This is a genomic window from Chitinophaga ginsengisoli, assembly GCF_003014595.1.
In the GTDB taxonomy this organism is placed as follows: Bacteria; Bacteroidota; Bacteroidia; order Chitinophagales; family Chitinophagaceae; genus Chitinophaga; species Chitinophaga ginsengisoli.
Genome location: NZ_PYGK01000007.1, coordinates 101,812 through 114,306, shown reverse-complemented (window position 1 = coordinate 114,306; position 12,495 = coordinate 101,812). Strand labels below are relative to the sequence as shown.

The following is a 12,495-nucleotide window of genomic DNA, read 5'->3' as shown; positions in this document are numbered from 1 at the left end:
ACGTATTTAAAAGCTGTTAGCAGCGTGAAATGTTTATTACTTAGTCTGGATCTTATAGCAACATTTATAAGTGGTTGCCGTCATTATTACCGTTCCTATGCTGCAGGTATTCCAGTATTGCTTTAGCACCGTCTTTTCCTGCCTGCACTGCATCCACTACTTCTTTGCCGCCGTTTACACAATCGCCGCCAGCGAAAACGCCGGCTATACTGGTAACGCCGTTGCTGGTAGTGGCGATCTTTCCGTGATCATTGTTCAATTGGTGGCTGTGTACTAATTCTTCAAAAGGCATTTGTCCGGCGGCCTTAATGACCATATCTACCGGCAGGATGATCTGCTCGTCGGTGATTACCGGCTGACGGCGGCCATTGGCGGCGTCTTCGAGTTTGACTATGTTGCAGACCAGTTGTGTTACTTTGCCATCTTCACCCAATATCTCTGTTGGTGCAGCCAGCCAGATGATTTTGCAGCCATCCAGTAGTGCGATATTCATCTCTGCTTCGGTGCACGGCATTTCCTGCTGGGTTCTCCGGTAGACGAGGGTCACATCCTTTGCACCTAGTCGCTTCGCCTGCGTAGCGGCGTCGATGGCGGTCATGCCCATACCGATTACTGCCACCTGATCGCCGACAGGAACGGCAGGAAAACCACTGTTGCGGATGTCGTAAATGAAACTGATAGCATCTACTACCCCATCCAGTTGTTCTCCGGGGATATATAACTGACGCGCAAGGCCCACGCCGAAGGCGAGATAAACAGCATCGTATTGCTGCTGCAGCTCGTCGAGGGTGATGTCTTTCCCGAATGTTGTATTATAACGGATCTCTATTCCGCCGATAGCAATGATATAATCTACTTCCTCCTGACAGAATTGCGGCGTGACTTTATAAGCAGCGATACCGTAGGTCATGAGGCCACCACCTTTACTTTCCTTTTCGTAGATAGTTACGTCGACGCCCTCCCTTGACAGGGCGTGCGCACAACTCAGCCCAGCCGGGCCTGCGCCAATGACGGCTACCTTTTTCCCGGTGGATGGTTTTCTTTCGAACAAAGGCCATTTCTCTGTTATTGCCCGTTCTGTGGCATAACGCTGCAGGCGGGCAATAGCGATCGGCTCTTCCTCCATGAAGTTGTATACGCAGGATCCTTCACAGAGTTTTTCTACAGGACAGACCTTTGCACAACCGCCGCCCATGATATTGGAAGAGAAAATAGTATACGCAGATCCTTTGAGATTGTCTGTTGTGATCTGCTTGATGAATTTCGGGACGTTAATGCTGGTGGGGCAGCTTTTGGTACAGGGTGCATCATAGCAGAAGAGGCAGCGGTTTGCTTCTACCAGTGCCGCATCGCGCGTTTCAAAAGGCGGATGAATGTCACTGAAGTGCTGCTGGTATTCTTCAGCAGATAATCGGTTATTACGTACTGCCATAATATTGATTTTATCGTTTCATCGGGTTCCCGCGGTTCGGGGTTCCCGCCCCCCGGATTTTCGTCCCCGCGGGTTATCGGCCCCCCGGGTTATCGGCCCCCCGGGTTATCGGTCCCCCGGGTTATCGGTCCCCCGGGTTTGCAACCCGGGGCTACAAACAACGAGACTCCTACGGAGTCTGAATGCAGCGAATTTAAAACCTTCGGCATTCAGCTAAATATGACTATCTACAGTTCTGTGAGCTTACCATATGTTTCAGGCCTTCTGTCACGGAAGAACTGCCATACATTTCTTACTTCGTCGATCATGTCAAGATCGAAGGTGGCAATGAGCAGTTCATCTTTATCTTCAGAAGCACTGGCAAAGATCTGTCCACGGGGATCAACGAAATAAGATGATCCGTAGAACTTACCCAGGTTCCAGGGCTTTTCCACTCCTACCCTGTTGATACAGCCCATGAAATATCCGTTGGCCGCAGCGTGTGCAGGTTGTTCCAGTTTCCAGAGATACTGCGACAGACCAGCCACTGTTGCGGAAGGATTATATACGATCTCAGCTCCATTCAGGCCTAATACCCTGGCGCCATCGGGAAAGTGACGATCATAACAGATGTAGATACCGACCTTTGCATACCTGGTCTGGAAGACAGGATAACCCAGGTTACCGGGCTTGAAAAAGAACTTCTCCCAGAAACCGGAGGTATGCGGAATGTGATTCTTCCGGTACTTCCCAAGGTATGTGCCATCGGCATCAATAATAGCTGCCGTATTGTATAGTACACCTGCCTGTTCTTTCTCATAGACAGGCACGATGATGACCATGCTGTACTTCTTTGCATAGGCAGCGATCCTCTCTGTAGTAGGCCCGGGAACAGTTTCGGCGGAAGCATACCACCTCGTGTCCTGACCAGGGCAGAAATAGGGCGTGTTGAAGATCTCCTGCAGGCAGAGGATCTGTACACCTTTCTCTCCTGCTTCTTCGATCAGCGGGATATGCTTCTGGAACATGGCCTCCTTGATCTCATCGATCGTTCCCTCCCCTTCTGTTTTAGGCAAGCTCATTTGAATAAGTCCTGATTTGATAATACGCGACATGAGGATCTATTTTAGGGTAATGAATTTTTCAGATCTTTCCGCTGACCTTATTACGTTTGATGAATTGTCCGTAGCCTTTGGGGACCAGGCATTCGTTGTTGTCAATCGCTATTCTGCCTCTTAAGAGCACCGTCTTTACCTTACCAGTCAACTCCCATCCTTCATAGGCAGAGTAGTCTACATTCATGTGATGGGTGGCTGCGCTGATCGTATGTTTCTGTTCCGGATCAAGGATGATGATATCTGCATCACTGCCGATGGCGATAGTACCTTTACGGGGGAACATACCAAAGATCTTCGCGGGGTTGGTACAGGCCACTTCAACATATTTATTGAGGGTGATCCTGTTCTTCTTCACCCCTTCACTGAACAGCAGTTCCATCCTGTTCTCGATGGCGGGATGACCGTTGGGGATCTTTGCGAAGTTGTCTTCCCCCATCATCTTTTGCTTCCACATAAAGGGGCAGTGATCGGTAGCGACAATATTGACCAATCCCTGGTTGATACCCGCCCATAGTGTTTCCTGGTCTTTCAATTCACGGAGAGGCGGACTCATGACCCATTTCGCGCTCTCGAAGCCTTTGTCGTATTTCGAAGCATCGAGCGTGAGATACTGGATACAGGTTTCAACGTAAACCTTCTGATTACGACGGGTGGCGTTGCGTACCGCATTGAGGGCGCCCTCGCAGGTAAGGTGTACGATGTAGGCCGGACAACCGGTATAATTTGCCAGATCAGTAAAGCGGGCGGAAGCTTCTGCCTCTGTTACTTCCGGTTGAGAAAGGTAATGGTATAGTGGCGATGTTTTTCCTTCTGCGAGATGTTTTGCAACGAGATAGTCGATGACATCGCCGTTAGTAGCGTGTACGGTGACCATACCTCCCTGTTGTTTTACTTCCTGCATGAGTGCTGTCATCTGCCGGTCGTCGATCATCAGGGCGCCTTTATAGGCCATGAACGTCTTAAAGGAAGTGATCCCTTCTTCTTCTACCATGGTCTTTATTTCCGCTTTGGTGCCGGGGTTAAAATCGGTCACTGCCATGTGGAAGCTGTAGTCGCCCACGGTAGTGCCACGTGCCCTGCTGTTCCACTCATCCAGTGCTTCACGCAGGCTGTGTCCCTGTTTCTGCAGCACAAAATCTATCACCATCGTAGTGCCGCCAAAGAGGGCAGCCCGGGTACCTGTTTCATGTGTATCGCTGGAAAATGTGCCCATAAAAGGCATGTCGAGGTGTACATGCGGATCGATCCCTCCGGGCATGACCAGCATACCGGTAGCATCGATCGTTTGTTCGGCATCTGCGATCAGGTCTTTACCGATAGCAGCTACCTGTTCGCCCTCCACCAATATATCCGCCAGGTAATCATCCGTGGCGGTAATGATCCTTCCGTTTTTAATCAGCAGTGACATAATTGATTTCGTTGTTTTTTCCGGTAGTGGTAATGATACTATAAGAACGCATAATGAGGTAGTAACTGATGCCGGACACAAAGAATCCTACGAACCATGCGTAACTGTATAATTGATTGATCCAGCCGGGGACAGCATCCGGGGATATGACTTTGATCGTTGTCAGGAAGCCGGGAATGTTTGGGATAATCCCCAGCAACAATGCGACCATGGCATATCGGTTGAAGCCATTGGAGAAACTGTAGGCTCCCTGCGGATCATATAATTCATCTACTACCAGTTGCTGCCTGCGTATCAGGTAGTAATCGGCGATCATAATGCCACCTACGGGGCCTAATAAGCTCGAATAACCCACCAGCCAGGTGAAGATGTAACCCGTAGGGTCAGCGACCAATTTCCAGGGGAAAATGAGTATTCCGATGATGCCGGTAATATAACCGCCGGTGCGGAAGTTGATCTTCTTAGGGGCGAGGTTGGCAAAGTCGTTGGCAGGGCTGATGATATTCGCCGCAATGTTAGTGGCCAGGGTGGAAATTGCCACTGCGATCATCGCTATGCTGACGAGGATCTTGTTATCGAATTTACCAGCCAGCACCACAGGGTCCCAGATCGTTGTGCCGTATACGATAGTCGTAGCGGAGGTCACGACCACCCCAATGAAAGAGAATAAGGTCATGGATGGCGGAAGTCCTAAGGCCTGTCCTTTGATCTGTGCTTTCTGGCTGACCGCATAACGGGTAAAGTCGGGGATATTGAGTGAAAGCGTTGCCCAAAAGCCTACCATACCTGTGAGACCTGGAATGAAGAAGGCCCAGAAGGCAGCATTGGAGCTGAACTTTGAAGGTTGTGTCAGGATAGGACCAAGGCCTCCCTCTACGGCGTTTATGGCCCAAAACAGCAGCGCCAGTACCGCTACCGGCAGGAAGATGGCTTTAAAGACCAGCAGTTTCCGGATGCTTTCAATCCCCAAATAAACGATGTACATATTCAGCAACCAGAATAACAGGAAACAGATGGCTGGACCAGTGGCGAGGCCAAAAGCAGCCGGGAATACCGGAGGTAAGGTTGCAAGACTGGGGATCCACAGCTGTAACATCTGATACAGGGCAAATCCGCCGATCCAGGTCTGGATACCGAACCATCCGCAGGCAACAATAGCGCGCAGCATCGCGGGGATATTGGCGCCCCTGGTACCGAAGCTCGCGCGGGCGAATACCGGAAAGGGAATACCGTATTTGGCGCCCGCATGGCCGTTCAGGATCATGGGGATCAGGACGACGGTATTACCGGCGAAGATCGTAAGGATCGCCTGCCACCAGTTCATCCCTCCTTCTATCAGGGAGCTCGCCAGCATGTAAGTAGGGATGCATAAGCTCATGCTGATCCAGAGACTGGCGTAGTTCCAGGTGTTCCAGGTACGCCGGGATGGAGGTACAGGGGCGAGGTCCTCGCTGTAGAGCGTCGTGTGGGGGATGTTTTGGTTGATGTGGACGTCCATATTTATTAGTTTAGCTCCCCGGGTTATCACCCGGGGTTACAAACAAGACGGCACCTACGGAGCCGATTGATGTTTTGTTCCATTGCGTTTTGTTCCTGGTATATCTGGTATATCAGACAACATATTCATCGGCGATTGAGAGGGCGTCGCTGATCATTGCGAGTCCTTCGTCAATCTGTGCCTTTGTGATGCTTAAAGGTGGTGCAATAAATACATAGTTCCAGCGAACAAATGCATACATTCCCAATTGCCTGAGACGGGCCGCTACCCTATTCATAACCGCCATTTCCTCTGGCTTTGCATTGAAGGGCGCCATCGGCTCTTTTGTGTCGCGGTTCTTTACGAGCTCTATACATCCCAGCAGGCCCGTGTTACGGAAATCGCCGATGCAGGGATGATGCTGTTTCATGACGGTTACTTCCTGTTCTATGTAGGCACCCATTTCGGCGGCGTTCTCAATGAGGTGTTCATCTTCATAGATATTCAGCACTTCTACAGCCGCTGCACAGGCCACAGGGTGTGCGGAATAGGTCAATCCCAGCCAGAGTGTTTTATCATCGAAATGGGCCGCTATTTTGTCACTAACGATTAAAGCGCCCAGGGGGATGTATCCGGCTGTAATTCCCTTCGCGGTAGCGATCATATCGGGTACTACACCATGGAGATCGCAGGCGAACCATTTTCCTGTTCTGCCGAAACCACTCATGACTTCGTCAGCAATCAGCAGGATGCCGTATTTGTCGCAGAGCGCCCGGACCTTCTGCAGATAATCCGGAGGGTATTTAATACAACCGGAGGAACCGCTTTCGCCTTCCATCAGGATAGCTGCTACGGTTTCTGGGCCTTCAAACTCGATGATCCTTTCTATGTGGCTGACGCATTCACGGTGACAGGTCGTTATTTCTTTTCCCCAGGGACAGCGGTAGCAGTAAGGATCTTCCACGTGTACGAAGTTCGGCGCCTGTTGCCCGTCGTTTGGTAGTTTGCGGGGATCGCCACCGGCAGTCATGGCGGCGTAGGAAGCCCCATGAAAAGCCCTGTAGCGGGCGATGATCTTATGTCGGCCGGTATATAAGCGTGCCAGCTTGATCGCGTTCTCTATGGCGCTGGCACCGCAAACGGTGAACAAGGTCTTTTTCAGATTGCCTGGTGTGATCTCTGCCAGTTTATGTCCCAGTTTACCACGGGCTTCTGTTACACATCCGGGGGTGACATAACTGACTTCCTGCATCTGTTTCATGACGGCGGCAGCGACGCGTGGATGGCCATGGCCGATGTTGACGTTGATCAGTCCTGAGGAAAAATCGAGGTAACGTTTGTCATCATAGTCATAGAGATAAACGCCTGCGGCATATTTTACGGCGATGGGGGCAATGCCCTTTTGCTTACTCCATGAGAATAAGGTATAGTCCAGGTTTTCCTGGATAATCTCCTGTGCATGGGATATAGTCCCTTTTTCTGACATAATAGTCAATTTGGGTGAACAATAGTGCTAACTCATCCAGTTTACGCCTTCTTCGGGATTCCACTTGGTAGTACTCTTCTTTAGCTTTGTCCAGAATTCTATGGAGCTTCTGCCGGTGATATCGCCTACGCCGAATTTGCTTTCGTTCCAACCTCCGAAGGAAAAGGGTTCACGGGGTACAGGCACACCTACGTTAACACCGATCATGCCAGCGCTGGCCCTTTCTGCGATGTAACGCGCCATACCACCATTCTGCGTGAATACGGAAGCCGCATTGCCATAAGGATTGGCGTTTTCAATGACCAATGCTTCATCCACCGTATTCGTACGCATAATACTGATAACGGGACCGAAAATCTCTTCTTTCGCCACAGCCATATCAGCAGTGACATGGTCGATGACAGTGGGTCCTACATAGGTACCGTTTTCTTTACCACTCACTTTTGCACCACGGCCATCGACGAGGATCTTAGCGCCCTGGGCTTCGGCTTCGGTGATATATTTTTCTATTCTTTCTTTTGATTCTTTGCTGATGACAGCGCCGAGGTTTTGTCCGGGGATGATCTTCTTCACCTCTTCACAGACGAGGTCTATGATATGATCTACCTCTCCGACGCCTATCATGGCCGATGCGGCCATACAACGTTGTCCTGCGCAACCACTCATAGATGCGGCCACGTTCTGTGCTGTCATACCGGGTTTGGCGTCGGGTAATACGACGAGGTGGTTCTTTGCACCTCCCAGGGCGAGGCAGCGTTTCAGTGTCTGGGTAGCGCGCTGATAGACGATTTTCGCCACCTTAGTAGAGCCTACAAAAGATACTGCTTCTATGTCGGGATGATCGCAGATGGCGTTCACTACTTCGCTGTCGCCATTGACGATGTTCAGCACACCATCGGGGAGGCCGGCTTCTTTCAGGAGTCGCGCGAGTACTCCCAGGCTGAGCGGCACTTTCTCAGATGGCTTTATGATCATACAATTGCCCAGGGCAATAGCGTTCGGAATCGTCCAGTTGGGCACCATTGCCGGGAAATTAAATGGTACGATAGAGGCGACAACTCCCAGCGGTACGTGGGCGGTGCGGCATTCTACTCCGGCACTGACTTCCAGCACTTCTCCGCTGATCAGCTGGGGCAATGAGGTAGCGAATTCTGTCAGTTCAATGCATTTTTCTACTTCTGCTATGGCTTCGCTCATCGTCTTACCATTCTCTTCACTGATCAGTTCTGCGAGCTCCTGCAGGTATTGTTCCAGCAGGTATTTATATCTGAAGAAGACCTGTACTCTTTCTTTAATGGGTGTCTTACTCCATTTTGGGAAAGCGGCTTTTGCGGCCTGCACGGCGTCTGCTACGTCTGCTGCTGTAGAGCAGGGCATTTCTGCTAAAAGACTACCGTCTGTCGGAGAGATAACAGGGAGTGTGCGTTGCGAGGCGACATCTTTAAAACTTCCATTAATGAAATTCCTGACCCTTTCGTATTTCATTGCCTTGGGGAATTTGGGTTATGAATGCATTTTTTATACGATACCCTTAATTTACTGAAAAAAATGTACATTTAGTATGTACTTTCTGACATTTCTGCACATTTCATTTAACTCCTATATTCGAACAGGAAATGGCAAAGACTAAATCCACTGACAAGCTTCCCCTGGATGACCTTGATTTTTCAATCTTAACCTACCTGCAACAGGATGGCAGGGTCTCTTTTACTATCATCGCTGAAAAGCTGAATGTCTCTATTGGTACTGTACGTACAAGGTTCAACAGGCTGATTGAGGATGGGACGATCAGTATTATTGGCAGGGTTGATCCGGAGAAAGTCGGTTTCCGGTCTTATGCGCATATTGCTGTGTATGTTCGCCCGGCGACGTTGAAGGAAGCTGTGGCGAAGCGGATTGCGGTGTTGCCGGAGGTGAGTTTTCTGGCGATGACGTCGGGGGCGTATGATCTTGAGGTGAATGTGATGTGCAGGGATAATGATCATTTGCTGGCGTTCGTGGATAGGTTGTCGACGTTTGAGGGGGTGTATCAGACGAATACGACGATATATTTTAAGGTGTATAAATATGCGCAGCCGGATTTGATGTTGCTGAAGAGGTGACGTATTGCTGATGTTTTGTTGGATGATGTTTTGTTGACGTTTTGGGGATGACGCGATTTTTTTGGGGTGTGGGGAGGGAAGTGTGGCGCGGTTTGAGTGTGGGACTGCGGGCTGTACCCTTTTCGAGCCCTTGCTATCAGGCTTTGTCAAGCGTAGGGGCTTTGGAATGTCGATTAAATCCCTGTCAAGCGTGTGAACACTCTCAAAGGCTAAGGCCCTTTGTCTCCACCTCAAACCGGCTTATACTTTGGGAGTGGTTGCTGGGTTGTGGAGGTCCTATTTTAATTGCGTTCTTCTTAGCTTGTGCTGTTTTAATTCTTCCGGTTTCTATTTGATTATATCTATATCTATATCTATATCTATTTCTATTTCTGTTTCTATTTCTAATTGATTCTTTTTGATCCCGTCTCCGTCTGGTTCCATTTGATTCCATCTGATCTTTTGATATGGACCAAACTTTTCGTTATATTCTATTATTCCATTTTATTGTTTTATTCCACTATGCTGTTCCATGATTCCATTGTTTCATTGTTTCATTCATTATTCCATTATATTCATATTGTTTCATTCTGTTATGCCATTCTATCCATTAGTGACTGCCCGCTATAGTTCCTGTTTCTGTTCACTTGGAGATACAACGACGGATTGGGAGGGAGAGAAATTGATGCTGATGTTCATGGCTTCAACGACGTCGGCAATGTGGTTGGCAAGGGTGATCTGGGGTCTTGCGTTACCGTTGCTGGCGAAGAGGAGTCCGATGATGTTGTTGTGGATGTCGATGATGACGGAACCGGAGTCGCCTTTTTCAGAGAAGTGCATGTCTTTGCTGAGGGGCTGAATGGCGATCTGGCCGGTAAAGGTGCGGTTGACACCTTCAATCGGGAAGGTTGTTACGGGATAATTGATATCTACTATCCTGCCTTCTGTGCGACCGGAGACCTCTCCTACCTTGAAGACTGTTTGTCCGGCGATGGCGGTGGCCTGTCCGACGATTACATTTTGCTCAGGTATGCCGTTCAGGCAAAGTCCGTTGATTTCGTTGATATGCTGGGCGTCGCCGTTGATGCGGGGATAATCAATGACTGCGATACCTGCATCTATTTTGCTGCTGATGGTAGCTTTCACGATCGTGCCCACTGCATTGACGTTATCTTTTGGATGGTAAGGTAATTCCGAGAAGTTCAGGTCGGGTACCGCGGGAGCTGGCTGGTATATTCTGTCGCCCACTTTTGCGTTGTTGGCCATCAGTACATGCCAGTTGCTTAACAGTACGGTTTTGCCGGTTTCGTTATCTGTAGCCAGGCAACCCAGGGTACCATGGGCGATTTCATTACCGAAGTTCTCCGGGTCCTGGACGACGATGCGATTCGTTATTTGAATACCTCCGCGGAGAGGGCGATAGAGATTTTCATCCATAGAGGCTCTAAAGTTGGGAATGACATTTACATCAGTAGGGATGCCATTGATCTCTGAGGGCAGCACTTCATGGGAAGGTAACTGGCTGTTGTCCTTTTTCTCCACGACGTAAATCCTGATACATAGGGTGTCTGTGATATGTCCGTTTACTTCTTTTAATCCAATGCTGACGTGACGTACACCGGGAATTTTGAGCAATAGGTCTTCTACCCCGCTTTTCAGCATGTCCTGGATTATTTCGTTTTCCCGTTGCAGTTGTTCTCTCGATTTCATACTTTATTGATTTTGTCTAAAGATCGGTATTCGTTGATTGTGTTGCAAGTGTGTGTGGTGAATGTGTTGTTAAACTCGTATTAAAATTCTGTGAGACGTATACCTTTTTACATACCGGAGGATATATACCGGGTTATAAACGTGGGGTCCAGGTATAAATCCGGAATAATAAACCCGGAATTCTATGCGCGGCAGCCGGGGATAAACCGGATCGTACGATTAGAGATTGTGAATGCATGCACCCCAATGCGAACGGGCGCTGCGGGTAGTGGTATGTTTTCAACAATTGTTTTTCCGGCGTCGTTATAACGCATCTTCAAAGGTGAAGAGGAGGAAATATTCATGGAAGTAATTTTTGGGGTACTAACTTTCGTAGAAAGGATGCTGTTCTATTCAAAAAATATACTGTTCACTATCTTAAAATATTGGGGGCATTTTCAGTATCCTCTCTTTAGCAAACTACGACATTTTCGGCAGAAATCAAATCGGTCGGATTGGGGTTAAGTGTCATTTATGGGTAAAACATAATTGGCATTTCGGAAATCTCCGATATATTTGCCTGGAAATTCTTTTATCCCCTATTGGGTTGACATACACACAAACGTAAATAGAATGAGTAATCTGAGCTTATTTAAGCCGTTCAGCCTGAAGTCGCTGAATATAAAGAACAGGATTGTAATGGCTCCTATGACGAGGTCATTTTCCCCAAATGGCGTTCCTGGAGATAATGTGGCCGCCTACTACCGCCGTCGTGCGGAGGGTGAGGTAGGATTGATCCTTTCGGAGGGTACGGTGATCAACCGTCCGGCATCTTCTGCTGATCCTAACATTCCCCGTTTTCATGGGGAGAGTGCCCTGCAAGGCTGGCAGCAGGTCATTAATGGGGTGCATGCTGCCGGTGGTAGCATGGGGCCGCAGATATGGCACCAGGGTGTAATGGACAATCACCATTCCGGCTGGCTGCCCCTCACTCCTTTTGAGGGTCCTTCGGGTATTAACAGGCCTGACAATACAAATGGTATCGCGATGTCTGAAAAGAGTATTGCAGATACGATCAAGGCATTTGGCGATGCGGCTGCGGATGCTAAAAGTCTGGGGTTTGACTGTGTTGAGATACATGGTGCGCATAACTACCTGATTGACCAGTTCTTCTCTGAAAATACCAATCTGCGTACAGATGCTTATGGCGGTAAGACACTGGCAGCGCGGACGAGATTTGCGGTAGAAGTGATTAAAGAAGTACGGAGGCGTGTGGGAGATGATTTTGCTATCATCATCCGTTTATCGCAGTGGAAACCTTATGCTTACGATAGCAAAATGGCTGCTACTCCGGCAGAAATGGAATCCTGGCTACAGCCAATGGCAGATGCGGGCGTGGACATCTTCCATTGTTCACAGCGCCGTTTCTGGGAGCCAGAATTTGAAGGATCTGATCTGAACTTTGCCGGATGGGCGAAGAAACTCACTGGTAAGGCCACTATTACTGTTGGTTCTGTGGGATTGAGCGGAGAGTTTCTTGCTGCGTTTAAAGGTGAGAGTTCTGAGCCAAGTTCATTGGAGGAACTGATACGCAGGTTTGACCGGGGAGATTTTGATTTAGTAGCGGTGGGAAGACCTATTCTTGCGGATCCGAACTGGGTGAAGAAGATTAAGGAAGGAAGGACTGAGGAGCTGAAAGGATTTTCGAAAGAAGCATTAATGGAATTGTTGTAGTTGTAATTGTTAGTATAAAGAAGCGCCCCGGTGGATACCGGGGCGCTGTTGTAACATGAACTATTAAACCCTCTGCTCTAAATTATGTTGG

At 48.9% G+C, this 12,495-nt stretch carries 9 protein-coding genes; 2 read left to right on the top strand and 7 right to left on the bottom strand.

The window, feature by feature from the left end; genetic code table 11:
- Positions 1–64: 64 nt before the first annotated feature.
- The 6 genes from CLV42_RS18205 to CLV42_RS18180 all read right to left on the bottom strand — a co-directional run bounded on the left by CLV42_RS18205 (position 65) and on the right by CLV42_RS18180 (position 8,385).
- Positions 65–1,432: an NAD(P)-dependent oxidoreductase gene (locus tag CLV42_RS18205; RefSeq protein ID WP_106603359.1), complete on the bottom strand. Its 1,368-nt coding sequence runs from the start codon at positions 1,430–1,432 to the stop codon at positions 65–67.
- A gap of 227 nt (positions 1,433–1,659) precedes the next feature.
- A complete protein-coding gene (locus tag CLV42_RS18200; protein WP_211303479.1) occupies positions 1,660–2,526 on the bottom strand; it encodes a nitrilase-related carbon-nitrogen hydrolase in 867 nt (288 codons plus the stop codon).
- Between the two features lie 28 nt (positions 2,527–2,554).
- Complete coding sequence (hydA, locus tag CLV42_RS18195) at positions 2,555–3,937, bottom strand: dihydropyrimidinase (protein WP_106603357.1); 1,383 nt, start codon at positions 3,935–3,937, stop codon at positions 2,555–2,557.
- Entirely contained in the window at positions 3,921–5,435 is a 1,515-nt protein-coding gene (locus CLV42_RS18190; protein ID WP_106603356.1) for an NCS1 family nucleobase:cation symporter-1, read from the bottom strand. The genes hydA and CLV42_RS18190 overlap by 17 nt, the downstream gene beginning before the upstream one ends.
- Before the next feature lie 112 nt (positions 5,436–5,547).
- The gene (locus CLV42_RS18185; RefSeq protein ID WP_106603355.1) at positions 5,548–6,900 is read right to left on the bottom strand and encodes an aminotransferase class III-fold pyridoxal phosphate-dependent enzyme; all 1,353 of its coding nucleotides are present in this window, start codon (positions 6,898–6,900) and stop codon (positions 5,548–5,550) included.
- A 27-nt stretch (positions 6,901–6,927) separates the two neighbouring features.
- The gene (locus CLV42_RS18180; RefSeq protein ID WP_106603354.1) at positions 6,928–8,385 is read right to left on the bottom strand and encodes a CoA-acylating methylmalonate-semialdehyde dehydrogenase; all 1,458 of its coding nucleotides are present in this window, start codon (positions 8,383–8,385) and stop codon (positions 6,928–6,930) included.
- A gap of 131 nt (positions 8,386–8,516) precedes the next feature.
- Between CLV42_RS18180 and CLV42_RS18175 the strand changes: the two genes are divergently transcribed.
- A complete protein-coding gene (locus CLV42_RS18175) occupies positions 8,517–9,002 on the top strand; it encodes an Lrp/AsnC family transcriptional regulator (protein ID WP_106603353.1) in 486 nt (161 codons plus the stop codon).
- A 603-nt stretch (positions 9,003–9,605) separates the two neighbouring features.
- Here the strand turns inward: CLV42_RS18175 and CLV42_RS18170 are convergent.
- Positions 9,606–10,691, bottom strand: coding sequence for a chymotrypsin family serine protease (locus tag CLV42_RS18170; protein WP_106603352.1), 1,086 nt, complete (start codon positions 10,689–10,691; stop codon positions 9,606–9,608).
- A 612-nt stretch (positions 10,692–11,303) separates the two neighbouring features.
- Here CLV42_RS18170 and CLV42_RS18165 point away from each other — a divergent pair.
- Positions 11,304–12,404, top strand: coding sequence for an NADH:flavin oxidoreductase (locus CLV42_RS18165; protein WP_106603351.1), 1,101 nt, complete (start codon positions 11,304–11,306; stop codon positions 12,402–12,404).
- The last annotated feature ends 91 nt before the right edge of the window (positions 12,405–12,495 follow it).